16 protein-coding genes, 1 tRNA gene and 3 pseudogenes are annotated in these 19,605 nt (G+C 62.6%); 11 read left to right on the top strand and 9 right to left on the bottom strand.

Annotated features, from left to right (window positions below; translation table 11 throughout):
* Positions 1-171: 171 nt before the first annotated feature.
* Entirely contained in the window at positions 172-2,502 is a 2,331-nt protein-coding gene (locus P3R82_RS21980) for a hypothetical protein (RefSeq protein ID WP_283195326.1), read from the top strand.
* 21 nt (positions 2,503-2,523) lie between these two features.
* On the opposite strand, the gene P3R82_RS21975 is transcribed toward P3R82_RS21980, so the two are convergent.
* From P3R82_RS21975 to P3R82_RS21965, 4 genes and pseudogenes are all read right to left on the bottom strand, one after another.
* Complete coding sequence (locus tag P3R82_RS21975; RefSeq protein WP_283195325.1) at positions 2,524-3,807, bottom strand: hypothetical protein; 1,284 nt, start codon at positions 3,805-3,807, stop codon at positions 2,524-2,526.
* 19 nt (positions 3,808-3,826) lie between these two features.
* A complete protein-coding gene (locus P3R82_RS21970; RefSeq protein ID WP_283195324.1) occupies positions 3,827-4,447 on the bottom strand; it encodes a hypothetical protein in 621 nt (206 codons plus the stop codon).
* 60 nt (positions 4,448-4,507) lie between these two features.
* A pseudogene (locus P3R82_RS30310) lies at positions 4,508-4,615 on the bottom strand (integrase); the annotation flags it as partial.
* 158 nt (positions 4,616-4,773) lie between these two features.
* Positions 4,774-4,847 (bottom strand) — tRNA-Gln (locus P3R82_RS21965).
* A 259-nt stretch (positions 4,848-5,106) separates the two neighbouring features.
* Here P3R82_RS21965 and P3R82_RS21960 point away from each other — a divergent pair.
* The 3 genes from P3R82_RS21960 to P3R82_RS21950 all read left to right on the top strand — a co-directional run bounded on the left by P3R82_RS21960 (position 5,107) and on the right by P3R82_RS21950 (position 7,863).
* Positions 5,107-6,666 (top strand): Ppx/GppA phosphatase family protein, encoded by a 1,560-nt coding sequence (locus P3R82_RS21960; RefSeq protein WP_283195323.1) that lies wholly within the window; start codon positions 5,107-5,109, stop codon positions 6,664-6,666.
* Positions 6,667-6,676: 10 nt separating this feature from the next.
* Complete coding sequence (locus P3R82_RS21955) at positions 6,677-7,396, top strand: RlmE family RNA methyltransferase (protein WP_283195322.1); 720 nt, start codon at positions 6,677-6,679, stop codon at positions 7,394-7,396.
* Between the two features lie 71 nt (positions 7,397-7,467).
* On the top strand, positions 7,468-7,863 hold the full coding sequence (locus P3R82_RS21950) for a VOC family protein (RefSeq protein ID WP_283195321.1): 396 nt from the start codon (positions 7,468-7,470) through the stop codon (positions 7,861-7,863).
* A 10-nt stretch (positions 7,864-7,873) separates the two neighbouring features.
* On the opposite strand, the gene P3R82_RS21945 is transcribed toward P3R82_RS21950, so the two are convergent.
* On the bottom strand, positions 7,874-9,298 hold the full coding sequence (locus P3R82_RS21945; RefSeq protein WP_283195320.1) for a DHA2 family efflux MFS transporter permease subunit: 1,425 nt from the start codon (positions 9,296-9,298) through the stop codon (positions 7,874-7,876).
* A gap of 252 nt (positions 9,299-9,550) precedes the next feature.
* Here P3R82_RS21945 and P3R82_RS21940 point away from each other — a divergent pair, with 252 nt between their 5' ends.
* The 3 genes and pseudogenes from P3R82_RS21940 to P3R82_RS21930 all read left to right on the top strand — a co-directional run bounded on the left by P3R82_RS21940 (position 9,551) and on the right by P3R82_RS21930 (position 13,046).
* On the top strand, positions 9,551-10,543 hold the full coding sequence (locus P3R82_RS21940; RefSeq protein WP_283195319.1) for an MBL fold metallo-hydrolase: 993 nt from the start codon (positions 9,551-9,553) through the stop codon (positions 10,541-10,543).
* Positions 10,544-10,996: 453 nt separating this feature from the next.
* Positions 10,997-12,480 (top strand): annotated as a pseudogene (gene guaB, locus P3R82_RS21935) (IMP dehydrogenase).
* The gene (locus tag P3R82_RS21930) at positions 12,480-13,046 is read left to right on the top strand and encodes a hypothetical protein (protein WP_283195318.1); all 567 of its coding nucleotides are present in this window, start codon (positions 12,480-12,482) and stop codon (positions 13,044-13,046) included. The pseudogene guaB and the gene P3R82_RS21930 overlap by 1 nt, the downstream one beginning before the upstream one ends.
* Before the next feature lie 4 nt (positions 13,047-13,050).
* On the opposite strand, the gene P3R82_RS21925 is transcribed toward P3R82_RS21930, so the two are convergent.
* A complete protein-coding gene (locus P3R82_RS21925) occupies positions 13,051-13,965 on the bottom strand; it encodes a LysR family transcriptional regulator (RefSeq protein ID WP_283195317.1) in 915 nt (304 codons plus the stop codon).
* A 97-nt stretch (positions 13,966-14,062) separates the two neighbouring features.
* Here P3R82_RS21925 and P3R82_RS21920 point away from each other — a divergent pair.
* The 3 genes and pseudogenes from P3R82_RS21920 to P3R82_RS21910 all read left to right on the top strand — a co-directional run bounded on the left by P3R82_RS21920 (position 14,063) and on the right by P3R82_RS21910 (position 16,323).
* A pseudogene (locus tag P3R82_RS21920) lies at positions 14,063-14,837 on the top strand (SDR family oxidoreductase).
* 125 nt (positions 14,838-14,962) lie between these two features.
* Entirely contained in the window at positions 14,963-15,385 is a 423-nt protein-coding gene (locus P3R82_RS21915; RefSeq protein ID WP_283196403.1) for an MAPEG family protein, read from the top strand.
* Positions 15,386-15,675: 290 nt separating this feature from the next.
* Positions 15,676-16,323, top strand: coding sequence for a TetR/AcrR family transcriptional regulator (locus tag P3R82_RS21910; RefSeq protein WP_283195316.1), 648 nt, complete (start codon positions 15,676-15,678; stop codon positions 16,321-16,323).
* 27 nt (positions 16,324-16,350) lie between these two features.
* Here the strand turns inward: P3R82_RS21910 and P3R82_RS21905 are convergent, their stop codons facing one another.
* The gene (locus P3R82_RS21905; RefSeq protein ID WP_183902559.1) at positions 16,351-17,307 is read right to left on the bottom strand and encodes a LysR substrate-binding domain-containing protein; all 957 of its coding nucleotides are present in this window, start codon (positions 17,305-17,307) and stop codon (positions 16,351-16,353) included.
* A 201-nt stretch (positions 17,308-17,508) separates the two neighbouring features.
* Here P3R82_RS21905 and P3R82_RS21900 point away from each other — a divergent pair, with 201 nt between their 5' ends.
* Positions 17,509-17,808 (top strand): DUF1127 domain-containing protein, encoded by a 300-nt coding sequence (locus P3R82_RS21900; RefSeq protein ID WP_283195315.1) that lies wholly within the window; start codon positions 17,509-17,511, stop codon positions 17,806-17,808.
* Between the two features lie 98 nt (positions 17,809-17,906).
* Here P3R82_RS21900 and P3R82_RS21895 read toward each other — a convergent pair whose 3' ends face one another.
* Positions 17,907-18,782, bottom strand: a complete 876-nt coding sequence (locus P3R82_RS21895) for a DUF937 domain-containing protein (protein ID WP_283195314.1) — start codon at positions 18,780-18,782, stop codon at positions 17,907-17,909.
* 85 nt (positions 18,783-18,867) lie between these two features.
* The gene (locus tag P3R82_RS21890) at positions 18,868-19,548 is read right to left on the bottom strand and encodes a GntR family transcriptional regulator (protein ID WP_183902562.1); all 681 of its coding nucleotides are present in this window, start codon (positions 19,546-19,548) and stop codon (positions 18,868-18,870) included.
* Between the last annotated feature and the right edge of the window lie 57 nt (positions 19,549-19,605).

The following is a 19,605-nucleotide window of genomic DNA, read 5'->3' as shown; positions in this document are numbered from 1 at the left end:
CGTTCACATTCGGGGACTTCGTCCCCCCGTTACTTCGTGAAACGCCGTTTGCAACTGAATCGTTTTTATGAAGCCATTCCCCTACGGAAACCCTTGGTTACCGGAGGTTAACTCCATTCGCATAGCTCGCGTGCCCCGCATCTGCGGGGACGATCAACAACAGCTACGTGAATGGAAATGAACCAATTTTCTGCCAAAGCCTTTCAACGCAAGATCGACGCCTTCTGCCAACTGCGGCTGGCGCCGCTTTTCAAGGACGACGAACTTCCCCGGCTGAAGTGGTATTTGCACACGCTCATTCAGACGAGGAGACCGGCGCCAAGAACCAGCGGCAGGACAGACTGGCACGTTGTCGCGGCAGCTTGCGGCCTGGACACCAATCTGCTTGCGGGCAACGCGCGTCAGATCGATCCAGCCTTTGACGCCATTAGTCGGTGGATCCGGGACACGCGCCTCTTAGCCACGGCAGCAGACCCCGAAGTCCCTCGAGCACGAAAGACGCTAAGGACGAAGGCGGTGCCCACAAGTCCCCGACCAGCCCGCCCACCCCAGAACCAGCCCAAACCAGCATCGGGCGCTACAGCAGCAAGTCCACGCACAGGTCTCGAATTCCCAGAACCGTTGTTCGACGTCAGCGAAGATCCGACGGACTTTTCCGAGGCGTTACAGCTCCAGCTCCGGCGCCATGGAGAAACGTACTGGACGCTCCATCGTGCCATCACCGGTCCAGATGACGTCACAGACAAGAATACGCTTTTAAGCTGGGTCGAAGGCCGGAAAGTGCCGCGGAGTATCGAGAGTTTCGAGATCTTGTCACGGATCGAGCGACGGTACCGGCTTCCTGCTGGCTACTTCAAAGCCAAGCTTCCACACCCTTCACGATCGGCGTCAGGGTTTGAGCTGTCCGGCATAGAGCCCGCCGAACGGCGTCGCATCGCCTGGCATCTGCCTGAGGATTTCAACACGCTGTCCTTCCAGAAGAGAGAGGAGATCGTCGATTGGGTACGGCGGGTTATTATCAGCGGCACGACGGACTACCGGAAGTACCAAGCAGCCGCCGCTAAGCAACGCTACGCCATCCGTTTCCCCGGCGTCTCCTACGGCGGCCGGGCGCCACGGGACGGTAAAATCTTTGTCCCTGCGAACTATGAGCAGACTTGGGTCGAGGATCCTGACTTGCTGTCAGGCGTGATAGAAGCGCCACCGTCACTCGCCATGGAAATGGCCGACCTGGTACGCTTCAAGACGTCGGCTCTGACGTCGGTCGGCTTTCAGCGAAACGGGGTTTGGGGCGAAGAAACCGCCTCGCAGAAGATCGAGCATCTCGGGCTGATGTTCGGTGCCCTTGCAGCATCCAGAGATGGAGAGGTGAAGGGCTACGGGGTGCCGGTCCGGCAGTTGACGTTCGGGCTCCTCATTTTCCCCGGCGTTTGGGATTGGTATCTGCAGTGGCGGGAGACGCGCCGTGGTTTCTTCACTGCATGGGAAGTCGACATGTTGCGGATCGCCTTGGCGATCACCAAGGAGGTGACCGGATGGCTTCGGCAGCATCCGGAGCTTCTGGCGCGGGTTCAACCGATTGCCGGCCTCGTTTCGCAAAACGAGATCGACTACGCGAATGCGGACTGGCACGGTGCCTGCGACGACTTCCACAAGCACGCTGCCCACCGCGTCAAGGAAATCCAAAGGATCGCTCGCGTTCATCGCGATCCGTTCGAGCCGATCATGCCGGTCCTCGAGGCGGCGAGCCCCGTTGGAGAGTATCGCAAGATCACCGAGGAGATCATTCGCCTGATGCCGGATGAGCATCGTTATCCTCGGCCGGCTGCCGAAGCGGTGCGATCATTTCTGATGTTGAGGTTGGGATTGCATCTTGGGCTTCGCCAGAAGAACCTCAGGCAACTGATGCTCAATCCGAAAGGCTCGATGCCGCGCTCGGAACGCGCGCTGGAAAAGACGAAGCGCGGCGAAATCCGGTGGAGTGATCGGGAAGGCGGCTGGGAGGTCTTCATTCCTGCGGTCGCCTTCAAAAACGCACACTCGTCTTTCTTTGGCGACAAGCCGTTTCGGCTCGTGCTTCCAGACCTTTTGGATCTCTACAAGTCCATCGACGCCTATGTCGATCGGCACCGCGCGGTGCTCTTACGGTCGGCCGCGGATCCCGGCACGTTCTTCGTCAAGACTGTCAAGACGACCAGCACAAACGCGGCCTACGACACGACCAGTTTCTACGAGGCCTGGCGTCACACCATTCAGCGCTACGGCATCTACAACCCCTATACCGGACGAGGCGCGATCAAGGGGCTGCTACCGCACGGGCCCCATAATGTCCGTGACGTGCTGGCGACCCACATTTTGAAGCAGACTGGCTCGTATGAGCAGGCGAGCTACGCCATACAGGACACCGCCGAAATGGTCGCCAAGCACTATGGGCGCTTTCTCCCGCAGGACAAGGCGGCACTTGCGGCGCGTATCCTGAACCAGGTTTGGGAAGCTGCTTAACGAAGAAGGAGGCGTCGGAAATTATTTCCGACGTCTCGCTTCGTTCTTTGCCTCGCGTGCCCACGGTGGCGGCAGCCGCTTTTCGATCCATGGCAGCAGTTTGATCGGCTTCGGTTCGATGCCGGCGGTGATGATCGGATACTTGCTGAGAGCATCGCGCATCAACGGCAGACCAGCAGGGTTCGTGTAGCGAAGGCTGGTCTCACCGCCCTGACTGAGTCGTCCCGAGATGTCGTCGATGACCAACGGGGGGACGCCTGCTTGAAGGAGGGTATCTGCCATTCCGTGGCGTAGCGCATGGAAAGCGCGATCCCACATCTTCTCTTCGAGGGACTGCTTCATGATCGGGAGGAAGACGTCGTAGAAGCGGTCGCCCGGATCGTTCACGGTCTTATCGGAGAAGAGGTCAGGGAACACGGCCTCGTACCCCAGGTTCTGGAGCGCAGCGCAATAGTCCATGAAGCCCAAGCGAACCAGCTCTTGCGGGAGCGGCAGCAGCCGCTCTGATTGCTCGGTCTTCAGCCGCCGAAATTTGTTTGTCCGCAGGATCAGCACGAGACCGCCATCGTCTTCGGCAATATCGTCTAATGCAAGCCCTGCAAACTCGCGCCGCCGGGCCCCGAGGTATGAGAACATGATCGGCAAGAAATAGGCGGCGTCATGAAAGACGTGCGGTCCCGGCTTTTTGCGGCCCCGGTCGTGGTTTAGCGAGCCTGTATAGATCGGGCTGGAGAAAATGGGTTTGATCTCGTCGGGCGTCGGCTTGTGCTGCTGTTTGCGAATACTGCCAAGTTTCGGCTTTTTCGGCCTCAAGCCTTCGAAGGTCCAATCGTCGATTTCGGATCCGTGGCCGCGGACATGGTTCAGAAAGTGGTTCAAGTTTCCAAGGTGTTTGCGAATGGTGCCTGCTTTAAGGCCCACGGCCGCCTCTTTGCCCTCCGTCCCGGCCTTCTCGCGCAACCTCTCGCCCTCAGCGCGAAGCTCGGGTGCCGACATCGCCCTCATTCTGGCGCTCTGTCCCCAGCGAGCGGGAATATCGTTGAAGTGCTTGCGAAGCCTGCCGATATGGTACTGGGTAATTTGGCCGGTGTGCTCAACACCGTGTTCTTCGAGTACGCCCTTGAACATGCGAACGAGAGCGCGTGCGTCACGTGCGGTGGTGTCGTCCCAAGCATCCTTCATATTTTCGACGAGCTCCTCGCACGCAGCTTCGAAATCCGCGAGGGGAATGACGGGCCGCGTCTCTTCCTCAACCGGCTTATTGATCGCGGCCGCGCGCGGCGAAGGATCGAGATCGAGTGTCAAGATCGGCCGAGCTTCGAGCCTAGGGGGACTCGATAACGTCATCGACGGGAGCTGCAATCTCCGATAATGGCGTCGTCGTTTCCAAGGGCGCAACTTCGATGAAGGCAGGCTGTGGTGTCGAAGCCGAACCACCCGTGAGTTCGCTCAGGTCACGATCAGCGAGTGGATGCCGTTCCGCGACGTCGAAGAGAGCGTCTGCCCTGCCACTGAAATAGGCCTTCATGGCCTTTTCCTCGTTGAGAGGATTTGGGCTGATTTCGAAGAGGTGCATCAATCTTCGAATGCCTGCCTTGAAGCCGCGCGTGTTCGCCTCTTGAAGCAGTTCAAAATAATTGGAGCCGATCGCGAAGATATGGGAGGCGGGAACCCCGTTTTGCCTGAGGTAGGCCAAGCCTCGGCAATTGTCTTTTAGCGTCAGGTGATGGGTGATGCCGAACATGCCGAGCAGTCGATAGGCCCATCCATTTTCGACATCCATTTCCAGCTCTGAAATGTCAGCGGGCCGGCCATAGCGCCGCGCCACCATCGAGACGTCTTCCAGATGCATGAGCATCATGTCTCGTTCGTGTTCGCAAAGCTTTTGGAGCTGCGCCTTGGACATGGGTTCCTTCTGCTTCAACTTCAGTTCGGCGAGCAGCATGTTCAGCTTGCGGCCGATCGCCTGCGCTTTCTTATGATCAGAACAGTGAAGGCTCAGTGAAAGCCGGCTGCCTGGTCGGCACTGCCCGAAGGCGCTTGGGACGCGTGCGCGCCAATAGAAGATATTGCCGCGGCGGGTGAGGTTTTCGACGTCGTGGCGGACCGCCATGAGGTTGCTGCCCTTGCCTGCCACCGGCGACGCCGCCACGCTTCTTCCGCGTGGGCATCACCTGTGGGCTACAGTTCTGGGCATCAGGTCGCCGATGATGCCAAAACGATATCCGGCACGACTGGAAAATCAAGGAATTAAGGGGATTTAGAGAGAATTGGCTGGGGAACCTGGACTCGAACCAAGATTAACGGAGTCAGAGTCCGTCGTTCTACCATTGAACTATTCCCCAGCAGTCGCTGCCGAAGCGTGCTTGGCTGCTGTGCGGCGCTTATAACCAAATCATCGCGGAATGCAAATAGCTGTTTGAAAAAAATTTGAACGGCCTTGTGGAGTGTTGGAAAAGGCCGATTCTTGAGGGTTGGGAAAAAGAATTTGTCGTTTTGGCCGAGCGCTGGTATCTTCGCGCCAACGCAAAATCGAATGAGCGCCAGCAGCATACCTCAAGGAGTTCATCCTTTGGGACTTGCGCGGCGCGGTGGAAAAACAACGTGGAAGACCCCGAAGGCGGCTTTAAGCCGCAATCTGACGGGGCGTCGGCGGCAGCGCGCAAGGATGGCAAGAAATCCAGGCGCCGCAAGGGCAAGCGTGGCGGGCAATCCCGCAATGCAGCTCAGGCCGCTTCGCATGCCCCCTCCGGCATCGCCGGCGAGGCAGCGCGCCCAATGGATGCACGTCCAACGGACATTGCGGCCGAGACATCGGCCCGCAAGCGCAAGCGCCGCCGGCGCGGCTCCGGCGCGTCGGGCGAGGGTGCTCCAAGACAGCAGCAACATGGTGAACAGGCAGCATCCGCCAATCGCGCGGGTGCGCATGATGATGATGCGGCTTCGGGCAAGCGTGGCCGTCGCAAGCATCGCGGCAAGCGCGGCCTGCAGGGCCGGCCGCTGGCGCAGGCAAAGCCGTCGGGCCATCAGCCGGCGCAGCAGCCTGCAAATCAGCCCAATGTCGGCCGTGGTCCCGCGCAGGAAGCGCGTGGCGAAAACGACAATCGCGTCCAGCGTCACCAGGAGCGCGGCGAACGGCCGGCCTCCGCCCACCCCTGGCCGGATGAGCTTTACGCAGCACTCGACCTCGGCACCAACAATTGCCGCCTCCTGATCGCGCAGCCGACCCGTCCGGGCCAGTTCCGCGTCGTCGATGCCTTCTCGCGCATCGTGCGCCTCGGCGAGGGGCTGGCGGCGAGTGGGCGTCTGTCCGACGATGCCATGGACCGCGCCGTCGACGCGCTGCGCGTCTGCGCCGGCAAGCTGAAGAACCGCGAGATCCGCCGCATGCGACTGATCGCCACCGAGGCCTGCCGACAGGCAAGCAACGGCGAGGAATTCCTCAAGCGTGTCGTCGCCGAGACGGGGCTCGAGCTTGAGATCATCGATCGCGAGACCGAGGCGCGGCTCGCCGTCTCCGGCTGCTCCTCGCTGGTCGGCCGCGAAACGCGCTCCGTCGTACTCTTCGATATCGGCGGCGGCTCGTCGGAGATCGCCGTCATCCACATCGGCGACAGCCGCTTCAGCCGGCTTGCCAATCACATCACCCACTGGACCTCGCTTCCCGTCGGCGTCGTGACATTGTCCGAGCGCCATGGCGGCCGCGATGTCACGCCCGATGTCTTCGAAGGCATGGTGCTGGAAGTCCAGGGCATGCTCTCGCATTTCGATTGCCCCGTCATCGACGGAAATCTCGGCGATTTTCACCTTATCGGCACCTCGGGCACGGTCACCACGCTTGCCGGCGTCCATCTCGATCTGCCGCGCTACGACCGGCGCAAGGTCGATGGCATCTGGCTGTCCGACGACGAGGTCTCGGCCATGCAGGCCAAGCTTCTGTCGTGGGATTTCGCCAGCCGCGCCGCCAATCCCTGCATCGGGCCGGATCGCGCCGATCTGGTGCTGGCGGGCTGCGCCATTCTCGAGGCCATTCGTCGCCGCTGGCCGAGCCCGCGCATGCGCGTTGCCGATCGTGGCTTGAGGGAAGGCCTTCTCACCGACATGATGGCGGATGACGGCGTCTGGCGGCGCCATCGCCACCGCCGCGGCCAACGCGGCAAATAGGGGATCAGCTATGACCAAGCCAACCATTGCGGGCAACCGCACCGGCCGCAAGCTCGGCCAGCGCGTCAAGAACAAGAAGATGAAGGCGTCCTCGCGCCAGTGGCTGCAGCGCCATATCAACGATCCCTATGTGCAGCGCGCCCAGCTCGAGGGCTACCGCGCCCGCGCCGCCTTCAAGCTCTTGGAGATCGACGAGAAGCACGGCATCCTCAAGGGCGCGCGCCGCATCATCGATCTGGGGGCCGCGCCCGGCAGCTGGTCGCAGATCGCCGCCAAGGTCACCGGCTCGACGGATGAGGACGTGCGCGTCGCGGCCATCGACTTCCTGGAGATGGCGCAGCTTCCCGGCGTCAGGATCCTGCAGCTCGACTTCCTGGATCCGACGGCGCCCGACCAGCTGATGGAAGCCGTCGGCGGCACGCCCGATCTCGTCGTCTCCGACATGGCGGCGCCGACCACGGGCCACCACAGAACGGACCACCTGCGCACCATGCATCTGTGCGAAGTGGCCGCGCATTTCGCCATCGAGGTGCTGGGCGAGGGCGGCCACTTCCTGGCCAAGACCTTCCAGGGCGGCACGGAAAAGGACCTGCTCAATCTGCTGAAGCAGAATTTCAAGCAGGTCGTCCACGTCAAGCCGGCATCGTCGCGCGCCGAATCGGTCGAAATGTTCCTGCTTGCCAAGGGCTTCAAGGGCCGCAAAGCTGAGGCCGACGAAACGGAGGCTTGATCTTGAGGTCCTTCCGGGTGGAGTATGACAGTTAGAAGACTGTCCCAAGACCGGAATGACCGCGGATATCGATGCTGCTTTACGTCACCCTCGGAACCAACGATATCGATCAGGCCCGGCACTTCTATGATGTCGTGCTGCCCGTGCTGGGCTACCGGCGCCAGCGCTACTCGGAAGAGGAGATCGGCTATGCCGCCGATGGCGATATCCGCTGCCGGCTCTGGATCGTCACCCCCTTCAACCGCCGCCGCGCCTCGAATGGCAATGGCGGCATGGTGGCGCTCGCGGCCGAAACCAGGGCTGACGTCGATGCCTTCTATCGCGCGGCGATATCAGCCGGCGGTGTCAGCGAGGGCGAACCGGGCCTGCGCCCCTTCCACGCCAATTTCCATGCGGCTTACGTGCGCGATCCCGACGGCAACAAGCTGAGCGCCGTCTGCGAGGCGCCGGAGCCGGCAGCCGAATAAGCGCGCAGCCTCACTTCACGGCCTGCTGTTCCGCTTCCAGCACGCTTGCCGCGATCGGCTTGGCGCGATGGCCGGAAACCAGCGCGCCGGCATGCTTGTCCATGCGGATGAAGGGGATCGTTGCCAGTACGGTCAATAGCGCGATCACGTAGAAGGCGACGTGGAAATCCTCCACCTGCAGCGCTTCGCCGCGAATGAAGATCGAGGTCTCCAGGATCGCCGCGGCCACGGCCACGCCGAGCGCCAGGCTGATCTGCTGCATGACCGAGCTCATCGAGGTCGCCTGGCTCGCCTGCGCGTCGTCGATATCGGCATAGGCAAGCGCGTTGACGCCGGTAAAGAAGAAGGAACGCGAGAAACCGCCGATCAGAAGCACGAGAATGATGACGAGATGCGGCGTCGTCGGCGTGAAGAAGCCGGTAACCACGGTGACCACAGTTGTCACGCCCGCCGCCGTCAACAGCGTGGTGCGGAAGCCCACCGCCGCGAACACCCGCCTGGCCAAGAATTTCGTGGTGATCGCGCCGATCGCGCCGGCGAATGTGATCAGGCCGGATTGGAACGGCGTCAGCCCGAAGCCGAGCTGCAGCATCAGCGGCGTCAAAAACGGCATGGCGCCGATGCAGATGCGAAACAGCGTTCCCCCCGTTGTCGACGCCCGGAAGGTCGGGTTCTTGAAGAGTTGCAGATTGAGGATCGGCGCTGGGTGCCGCTTGGCATGGCGCACATAGAGCACGCCGCAGACGACGCCGATTGCGGTCGCGGCGATGCCGATGATCGGCGGCAGGGCCGGCAGGCTGACGACGGAGAGGCCGAAGACCACGCCGGCCGCCGCGAACGAGGTGAGCACGAAGCCGGTGACGTCGAGCTTCGGCGGCGCGGTCGCCTCCACCTCGGGCAGGAAGATCGTCGCCAGCCAGACGCCGATGATGCCGACGGGCACGTTGATCAGGAAGATCCAGTGCCAGGTGAAATAGGTGGTGATGAAGCCGCCGAGCGGCGGCCCGGCCAGCGGCCCGACCAGCGCCGGAATGGTCAGCAGCGCCATGGCCGAGACGAGGTCGCTGCGCTTGGTCGTGCGCAAGAGCACCAGGCGGCCGACCGGCGTCATCATCGCCCCGCCCATGCCCTGCAGGAAGCGGGCGGCGACGAATTCGATCAGGCCCGACGAAATCGCGCAGAGGATCGAGCCGACGACGAAGACGCAGATGGCGAGGCGAAAGATGCGCTTGGCGCCGAACCGGTCCGCCATCCAGCCGCTGACCGGAATGAACACCGCCAGCGCCACCATGTAGGAGGTCAACGCCAGCTTCAGCGTGATCGGCCCGACATTGAGGTCGTTGGCGATCGCCGGCAGCGCGGTCGAAATGACGGTGGAATCCATCTGCTCCATGAAGAGCGCGACGGCAAGGATCAGGGGAACGATGCGGTTCATGCGCGAATGCCTTGGGGGTCTTGCGAAGGCGCTTTGAAAGCCATTGCTCTTTAGTCCTCGCGCCGGCATCTGCCAAGTGCGCAATCATCTTAGCAAATGCGAATGCATCACGTCTGCGTGAGACCGCAGGTTCGGGGATTTCAACGGCCAGAATTGACATATGTTCGTTTCGGCGGATTGCGATAAACGGTGGTCCGCCATGACGACGGGGGCAGCGTGGCGATGCGCCGCGCGTTATCGGAAGGATGGGATATGGCGATTTCGTTGGGGATGAACAGGCGCGCTTTCGTAGCGGCGGGCGTTGGCATGCTGGCCGCGCCGATGATTTTGAAAGAGACGGCCGTAATGGCCGCAAGCGGAGACAACACCAAGATGGATGCGACGACGCAGCCCCAGTTCAATCAGTTCAAGCTCGGCTCCTTCAAGTTCACCGTCGTGAAGGACGGTGGCGTTGTTGGCGAAAAGCCGAATGAAACCTTCGGCACAGACCAGACGCCGGAGACCGTTCAGGCGCTGCTGGCCAGGAACTTCCTGCCATCGGACAAGTTCGTCAACACCTTCGCGCCCTTCGTGGTCGATACCGGCTCCGACGTGATCCTTGTTGATACCGGCTTCGGTGAAGGCGGCCGCGCCAAGGGCAACGGCCAGCTCGCCGCCGGCCTCAAGGCCGCCGGCTATTCGACCGACGACATCACCGTGGTGGCGCTCACCCACATGCACGGCGATCATATCGGCGGACTGATGGAAGGCGGCAAGCCGGCCTTCGCCAAGGCCCGCTACGTCGCCGGCAAGGCCGAATACGATTTCTGGACCGACAAGGCCCGTCAGGGAACCCCTGCCGAAGGCGGCCACAAGGCGGTTCTCGCCAATGTCGTGCCGCTGGCCGAAAAGATGACCTTCATCGGCGAAGGCGACACGGTCGCATCCGGCATCACCGCGATGCTGGCGACAGGGCACACGCCGGGCCACATGATCTTCAACATCGAGTCGGATGGAAAGCGCCTGATCGCCACCGGCGATACCGCCAACCACTATATCCTGTCGCTGCAGAACCCGACCTGGGAAGTCCGCTTCGACATGGACAAGGCCCAGGCCGCCGCCACCCGCAAGAAGGTGTTCGACATGATCGCGACCGACAAGGTGCCCTTCCTCGGTTACCACATGCCGTTCCCATCGGTTGGCTACGCCGAGGTTTACGAAAGCGGCTACCGCTTCGTTCCCAAGACCTACCAGTTCGACCTCTGATCCTGCTGCATGGCAGACATACCAAGCCCGGCCACCGCGCCGGGCTTATCTTGTTTTTGGCGTGCGTTTCTCTGCGGGAAAGCGCGCCAGTCTCTCTCCACCCTCATTCCTGTGCTCGTCACAGGAATCCAGCCGACGCGCGTCGGCGCGGCGAGAAGAGTCTATTGCGCTCAAGGACTTGAGCGCGCTGGATCCCTGTGACGAGCACAGGGATGAGGATGCGGGGAGGGCAGCGCGGAACCTTAGCCGACGTGCTTTCGGCGCAAGAGAGCACATGCCGGTTGCTCTCTCGTCTCGCTCACGCCACCCGCGGCCGGCCACGTTTTTTACTATTCCCTTGACGCCATAGACGTGGTACCAGCCCTCGCCAACTTCCAAAGCAACCTTACACATCGCCGGTGCGGATAAGTCGTTCCGGGTGAGGGTGCATTTTTCTTTTATAAGGAATTGGCCATGGCTCGCATCATTGAAACGCCGACCGGTTTAGACGCACTCACCTTCGATGACGTGCTGCTGCAGCCTGGTCATTCCGATGTCCTTCCTGGCCAGACCAGCGTCGCGACCCGCATCGCCACCGATTTCGAGCTCAACATCCCGATCATCTCGTCCGCCATGGACACGGTCACCGAAAGCCGGCTGGCGATCGCCATGGCGCAGGCAGGCGGCCTCGGCGTCATTCACAAGAACCTGACGCCCGTCGAACAGGCCGAGCAGGTCCGCCAGGTCAAGAAGTTCGAAAGCGGCATGGTCGTCAACCCTGTCACCATCGGCCCGGACGCCACGCTTGCCGATGCGCTGGCGCTGATGAAGATCCACAGCATCTCCGGCATCCCCGTCGTCGAGAAGTCCGGCCGCCTCGTCGGCATCCTGACGAACCGCGACGTCCGCTTCGCCTCCGATCCGGCCCAGAAGATCTATGAGCTGATGACCCGCGAGGGCCTCGTCACCGTCAAGGAAACCGTCGACCAGCAGGAAGCCAAGCGTCTGCTGCACGCCCACCGCATCGAAAAGCTGCTTGTCGTTGATGGCGAAGGCCGTTGCGTCGGTCTCATCACCGTCAAGGATATCGAGAAGTCGCAGCTCAACCCGAACGCCTCCAAGGACGCGCAGGGCCGCCTTCGCGCCGCTGCCGCCGTTGGCGTTGGTGACGATGGCTTCGAGCGCGCCGAGCGCCTGATCGAGGCTGGCGTCGACCTGCTCGTCGTCGATACCGCCCATGGCCATTCGCAGGGCGTGCTGAACGCCGTCGCGCGCGTCAAGAAGCTCTCCAACTCCGTCCGCGTCATGGCCGGCAACGTCGCCACTTCGGATGGCACCAAGGCGCTGATCGATGCCGGCGCGGATGCCGTCAAGGTCGGTATCGGTCCGGGCTCGATCTGCACCACCCGCATCGTCGCCGGCGTCGGCGTTCCGCAGCTCGCCGCCATCATGTCGGCGGTCGAAGCGGCCCGCGCCCAGGACATCCCCGTCATCGCCGATGGCGGCATCAAGTTCTCCGGCGACGTCGCCAAGGCGATCGCGTCGGGCGCATCGGCCGTCATGATCGGCTCGCTGCTCGCCGGCACCGATGAAAGCCCGGGCGAAGTCTACCTCTACCAGGGCCGCTCCTTCAAAGCCTATCGCGGCATGGGCTCCGTCGGCGCCATGGCCGCGGCTCGGCGGACCGCTACTTCCAGGCGGAAGTGCGCGACACCCTCAAGCTCGTTCCCGAGGGCATTGAAGGTCAGGTTCCCTACAAGGGCCCGGTCTCCGGCGTTCTGCACCAGCTGGCCGGCGGTCTGAAAGCCGCCATGGGCTACGTCGGCGGCAAGGACCTCAAGGACTTCCAGGAGCGCGCCACCTTCGTTCGCATCTCCGGTGCCGGCCTGCGCGAAAGCCATCCGCATGACGTGACCATCACCCGCGAAAGCCCGAACTATCCGGGTTCCGGCGCCTGATGAAAGACGCGAGCAGCCGCATTCCGACCATCGTCGTCGCGCTGCTCGCGGCCATCGTGCTGGGCGTCCTTGTCTGGATGGTGCTCGGCTACGTCCTGCCGTTTCAGGACATGACGCGCGCCGCCATGCTCGAAGCGCGGCTGGGCCCCTATGATGCGAGCGATATCGACGCCATGCGCGGTTTGCTCGAGCGAAAGCCGGAAGCACGCGACGTGCTCGTCGCCATGCATCGCGGGCCCGATCTGGTCCTGCCCTTCGTGCTGACGGCCCTGCTGTTTGCTATTGTCACCAGGCTCCGCCCCGCCGGCCGCTACTTCAACCGCCCGATGCATCCGGTCATGATAGCCGCGATCTACGCGCTGCCCTTCGTCTACGGCTTTTCCGACTACGCCGAGAACATCTTGACCGACAACATCTTTTCCGGCGGTTCCGAATGGAGCTTCGCCGCAAAGCTGTTGCCCTGGGCCTCGAGCATCAAGTTCGCGAGCCTGACCGTCTGCGTCATCGTCCTCCTGCGCTTCCTGGTCTACCGCCTGGCGCCGCCTGCCGATCACGCGGGATCTTAGAGCCTCAGCGCGGCCATCGCCATGGCGGATTGGAAAGCTTCGCCGCCACGAAATCCGCCAGCACCTCCACCTTCACCGGCCGTGTCCTCGCCGAAGGCGTCACAAAGTAAAGCGCGCCCTTCGGCAGGCTCCAATCCGGCAGCAGCGCCTTCAGCCGCCCGTCGGCCATATATTCGCTGGCCATGAACTCCGGCAGTTCGCAGATCCCGAGCCCCGCCAGGGCCATCGGCACCAGCGCCTCGGAATTGGTCACGCGCAACGGCCCGCCGGGTGTCACCACATATTCCTCGCCAGTCTTGCTGGTCAGCCGCCAGATGTCCTGGCGCGGCCGATAGGCATAGCCGAGGCAATGATGCGCCGGAAGCTCGCGTGGATGCTGCGGCGTGCCGTGTTGCGCGAGATAGTCGGGCGAGGCGAGAATGAACGGCGAGACAGGCGCCAGCCGCCGCGCCACCAGCGAGGAATCAGGCAGCACCGCGATCCTGAGCGCCGCGTCGAAGCCGTCGGCGACCAGATCGACGACGGCGTCGCTCATATGCAGGTCGACGCTGATGTCGGGATAGAGCTTGAAGAACTCCGGCAGGATCGGCGCGATCCAGTGCACGCCGAAGGTCATCGGCGTCGCCAACCGGATCAAGCCGCGCGGGCGGCTGGACAATTCCCGCGCCGCGTTCTCGATATCCTCGGCGTCGCAGTAGATGCGCGAGGCGCGGTCGGCGAGCTTCAGGCCGAATTCGGTCAGCGCGAGCTGCCGCGATGTCCGGTTGAACAAGCGGGCACCGAAGCGCTCCTCGAGCCGCGCCACGCCGCGCGACACCGTGGGAACGGAAACGCCGAGCGCCTTGGCCGCCCGCGCGAAGGAACGCTCTTCCGCCACCTTGGCGAACATTGCCAGACCCTCGAAATCGGGCAGTTTCATTGTTTCATTCCTGCAATGATAGTTTTCATTCATTTCTATTTCGAAAAGTTCGCGCCGTCCATATGTTCTGGTCATCGAACAACAGGACAACACGGACATGACTGACACACTGAATTCCGCCCAGAGACTGAACGGCAAGGTCGCCGTCATCACCGGCGCCACATCGGGCATTGGCCTTGCCACCGCAAAGCGTTTCGCCGCCGAGGGTGCGCGCCTCTTCATCACCGGCCGCCGTGCCGAAGCGCTCGATGCGGCCGTCGCCGCGATCGGCGGCAACGTTACCGGCATCCGCGCCGATTCCGCCAGCCAGAGCGATCTCGATCGCCTGTTTGCCCGCGTCAAGGAAGAAGCCGGCCGCATCGACGTTCTCTTCGTCAACGCCGGCGGCGGCTCTTTCGCGCCGCTCGGTCAGATCACCGAGGAGCATTTCGACGATACCTTCGACCGCAACGTAAAGGGCGTGCTGTTCACCGTTCAGACGGCGCTGCCGCTTCTGGCCAAAGGCGCCTCCGTCATCCTCACCGGCTCGACGACGAGCATCAAGGGCACGCCCGCCTTCAGCGTCTATTCCGCCTCCAAGGCCGCCATTCGCAACTTTGCCCGCAACTGGATCCTCGACCTGAAGGATCGCGGCGTCCGCGTCAACACGCTGAGCCCCGGCCCGACGGAAACACCCGGCCTGGTCGAACTGGCCGGCGACGACAAGGCGCAGCAGCAGGGCCTGCTCGACTACATGGCGAGCGTCGTGCCGCTCGGCCGTGTCGCCGATCCCGCCGAGATCGCCAACGCCGCCCTGTTCCTCGCCTCCGACGAGATCGAGCTTCGTCAACGGCATCGAACTCTTCGCCGACGGCGGCCAGGCCCAGGTTTAAGGTCGCATGGTCACCCGCGTCCGCCGCGTCATCGTGGCGGGCGCGGCACTGGAAAGCTCGGCCCGTTTCCGCTAAAGCTCTGACTTTGATAGAGAAGTAGCATAGGAGACGACCCGATGACCGGAATGACAGGCTACGAGATGTTCTGGCCCATCATCGCCCAAGCGGCGCTGGTCTACCTGCTCTACATGCTGCTCGGCTACCGCCGCCAGAAGATGCTGAAGTCGGGCAAGGTGCGTGCATCCGATTATCGCGAGAATCGCGGCGAGCCGACCGAAAGCCTGATCGTCAAGAACAGTCTTGCCAACCAGTACGAACTCCCGGTGCTGTTCTATGCCTGCTGCATCCTGCTCTACATGACCGAAGCCGACAACCTGATCGCGCTCGTGCTCGCCTGGATCTTCGTCGCCTTGCGCTATGTCCACGCCTTCGTCCACGTCACCAGCAACGACCTGCGCTACCGCAGCCCGCTGTTTGCCGCCGGCTATGTCGTGCTCGGCGCCATGTGGGTCTGGCTTGCGGTCTGGATGATGTTTCCGAACGGCTGAACGATCGGGATTGATCGTCGTATAGGGCGAGATCGCCTGAGTGGACGGCTGCCGGCGAGCGGCACGGTAGAAAGCTCGCCGCGATCAGGGGCCAGTCGGCCGAAACAGCGTAAATTTACCCTCCGAAACCGACCAAATCAGGGCGTATCACCCCGGTTTGGTTGAGCTTTTGCCTGTCGGTAAAATACAATCTATCCTGTTTACGCCTCATGAAGACCTGCATGTCATATCGGCCAAAAGGGCCGGTTTGGGCAATGTCCGGTCTGCGAAAAAGAGGGATGGGGAACGACATGAACGTCGGGAGCTTCGATCGCATTGGCCTCCGCAGGAAGCCGAAACAGGAACGCAGTATTCAGAGGCTGGACCTGATCCTGTCCGCCGCCTCGCAGCTGATCGCGAGCAAGGGTGTCGGCGCCATGCGCATGACCGAACTCGCGGTTGCCGCCAATGTGCCGATCGGCTCGGTCTACCAGTATTTTCCCGAGAAGGCGGCGATCGTCAAAGCCTTGTTCGACCGTCACTCGCTGGCCATCCGCGCGAAGGTCGCCGAAGCCTTCGCGTCGGTGCAATCCGTGCCGGAAGCGCTCGATGTGCTCGAGGCGACCATCGACTGGCACTACGAGGACTATCGCAATGATGCCGCGAGCCTCGGCATCTGGCTCGGCACGGAGACCGACCAAGACCTCTCGCGGCTCAATGTGGAGCACAATAGCCGCATCGCCAGGATCTTCCGCGAGACCGCGCAGCGCATCGCGCCCGAGCTGAGCGATGTCGACACCGAGGCGCGCACCTATCTGTTCAGCCATCTGATCGGCTCGTCGGTCAGGCTTGCCGTGACGAGCGATCCCTTCTTCGCCGCCCGCATCCTGCAGGAGTGCAAGTGCCTCGTGCGCACATCCTTCTTCACGCCGATGCCGGCAGAACTGGCTGGCGGCTGAAAGGGCGGCAAGCGGGCTATGGTCCGCTTACCAGCTGGTGACCGTGTTCGCGACCTTCAGGCGCGGCTGGGCGCGCACGTAAGCGCCCTTCACCTCGGCATCGAGATTGTCCTCCACCACGGCGGGCGTGATGTTGTCGAGGCAGGCGGTGATGTGCGCGGTGATCGCGTTCATCAGCGAGATCGACACGCCGGGCCGCTTCATGATGCCGATCTGCACCGGCGGGAGCGCGGGGAAACCGTCCGCCTGGGTCAGAACCTTCATGCCCGTGCGCAGCGCCGATTCCGGCATGGTCGAAACGGCGAGCCCCGAAAGAACCGCCGCCGCGATGACGGTGCACGACCAACTGGTGAACAGGATCTGGTGTTCGCGCCCGACCGCGTCGAGGGCGGCGCTTGCCGCCTGCCGCCAGGGGCAGTCGCGGCGCCCGACGGCGAGCGGCACCGGTGCGTCGTCGCGGATCGGATGGTTGGCCGAGCCCACCCAGCAGAGCGGTTCGGTCCGCACCACGTCGGACATGCGCACGCGCGGGTTATGCGTCACCAGCGCGATGTCGAGTTCGCCCCGGTGCATGCGCTCGGCGAGATCCACCGAAGGCTCGCAGACGATATAGAGCTCGACATTCGGATGCGTCTTGGCGAAGCGGCCGATGATCTCGGGCATGTAGCGTTCGGCATAGTCGTCGGGCGTGCCGATCCGGAGCGTCCCTTCCAGCCGGTTGTCGTCGAATGCGGCGATCGCCTCGTTGTTCAGGCGGATGATGCGGCGGGCGTAGTTGAGCAGCTTTTCACCCTCGACGGTCAGCCGGTTGCCGCGGCCGTCCTTGATGAACAGCTGCTTGCCGATCCGCTCCTCGAGCCGGCGCATCTGCATCGAAACGGCCGATTGCGTCTTGTAGACCCGGTCGGCGGCCTTGGTGAAGCTGCCGGAATCGATGATGGCGATGAAGGTCTGCAGCTGGTCAATATCGAGAGGCGCGGCCATGATTTTCACCTATAAACATCTCTGATGCTAATCATTAGAAACATTCGTTGGACTGATCAATAGGCCTTTGGCATCTTGGCCGTGCAAATCAATCAAAGTGATGGTCAGGCAATCGGCCTGTCCGCTCGAAAATCAACTTGCCTCTCCGTGCCTGATCGCGCGGAAAGGGCGGGTTGTTGCGCGCCAGTGAAAGGATCTCCCATGCGCACGACAGACCGGATATTGGAACTCGACTGCAACCCCGCGACCAGGACCGTCTCGCAGCGTCTCGTCGCAGGCTTCGCAATGCTGGCATCCGTACTGCGCGTGTTTCGCAACCGTATGGAGATCAACGCGCTGCACGAGCTCGACGACAAGCAGCTGAAGGATATCGGCCTTTCCCGGGCCGATCTCGACGCGGCCTTTCTGGCCTCGACCTTCTTCGAGGACCCGTCGGATATCCTGACGCGATCGGCGCGCAAGCAAAGCCGAAATTCGCTCCACCGGCTCAATCAGGATTAGAGCCGAAACCAGTTTTCCCCGCAGGGTGATAGCCAATAGCCCTGCCTCTTGCCCGGTGGCGACCTCCCAGTCGTCTCCGGGTTTTTTTTATGCCGGCTTCAAGGTTTGGGGGAGGCGGGTGGCGTCTTCGGCATATAGCTTTCGAAGATCGCTTCCATGTTCTTCTGGTAGCCCTTCTGCACCTCGAGCCCGCTGTCGAACATGGTGTTCAGCATGTCCATGTAGCTCGAGGTATCGGGTGCCTTCGCCGCCTTGTCGCCGCCTTTCGGCGCTTCCGCCGGCTGCTGCGGCGCAGGCTGGGCGAAGCTTCCCATCATCTCCTGGAATGCCTTGGTGAAGGGGTTGTCGAGGAAGGGATTGGCCGGCGGCGCCTTTTCGGGCTCCGGCTTCGGCGCGCTGAACATCAGCTGCATCGCCTGCGTGAACGGATTGTCGAAAATGCTCGGCTGCGGCGTCGGCGTCTGCTTCGGCGCGAAACCGGTCGCCTCCAGCCACTGCTGGATGCTCTCGCCCATCGCCGTGTTGACGAAGGGGTTCACCGGCGCGTTCATCTGTCCCATCGATTGCTTGAACAGCCCGCCCATCAGCGTGCCGGCCATGATCGGCAGCATCTGCTTGTAGATCTCCTGGCCGATTCCGGTCATCTGCGCCGCCTGCGCCGCCACCGCCCGCGACACCTCCTTGGAGCCGAAGAGCTGCGCCAGGATATCGTTGCCGTCGGAAATCCCCTGCGGCGTGAAGGCCTTGCTCATATCCTCGAAATACTTGGCATAGTTTCCGGAGGAGACCGCCTGCATCAGGCCCATGAAATCGTAGGGGTTGCTGCTGCTGCGCTTCAGCCCGGCCGAAAAAGCCGGCATCAGGGCGGCCATCGCCTGCGTCGCCTGTTCCTGCGCCAGGTTGAACTGCTTGGAGATCGCGTCCATCGCCGCGCCGTTCTGCGCCTGCATCATCATGTCGAAGAGTGGCAGCATGGAAAGCCCTTTCCCGGTTCGCGACGCATGATCGCGCCACTATAGCCGGAAAAAGAAATGCGCAAACCGCTTTTTGGAGAAGGGGTTAGATGGAGTCCTTGACCCGTTCCCAGGCTTTCAGCAGATGGCGGCCGAGAACTTCCGACAGCGCCTTGCCGTCGCGCGCCTCAAGTGCCGTGATCATTTCCTCATGTTCGGCCACCGCGGCCGCCCATTTGTCCGGCCCTTCGTGGCCGATGAAGCGGATGCGCTTCAGCCGCGACTGCAACAGCGCCTGCATGCTGGCCAGCGCCTCGTTGTGCGTCAGCTGGCTGATTTCCGTGTGGATGGCCTGGTTCAGCTTGTAATAGCGCAGCCGGTCCTTGGCCTCGTAGCATTGCAGCATCTCGTCGTGGATGCGCCTGACCCGGGCGATCTCCTGGTCCGTCGCCGTGACGCAGGCGAGGTTGCCGGCCAGCTCCTCCAGGCTCTTCAGCACGATGATCATGTCGTGCACGTCCTTGCCTGTGAAGCGCTTGACGACCGCGCCGCGGCTCGGAACGAGTTCCACCAGCCCTTCGCTCGCCAGATACTTGATCGCCTCGCGCAGCGGCGTGCGGGAAACGCCGAGTTGTTCGCCGAGTTGGCTCTCGTGCATCCGCGATCCCGGCGCGAGTTCTCCCTCGATGATCATGTCGCGTAGCCGGCCGACCAGGGTGTCGTGCAGTGCGGTGCGCTGGATGGGCCCGCTATTGGACGTGGGCAGGTCGGACGATGGTTCGCTCATTCGAAGGTCGGGTCGCTTTGCTGTAGGGCCGAATACTGGATTCTAGGGTTACACGAG

It is taken from the genome of Rhizobium sp. AN80A (genome assembly GCF_030053015.1).
Classification (GTDB): Bacteria; Pseudomonadota; Alphaproteobacteria; order Rhizobiales; family Rhizobiaceae; genus Rhizobium; species Rhizobium metallidurans.
This window is presented reverse-complemented; position numbering and strand designations above follow the sequence as displayed.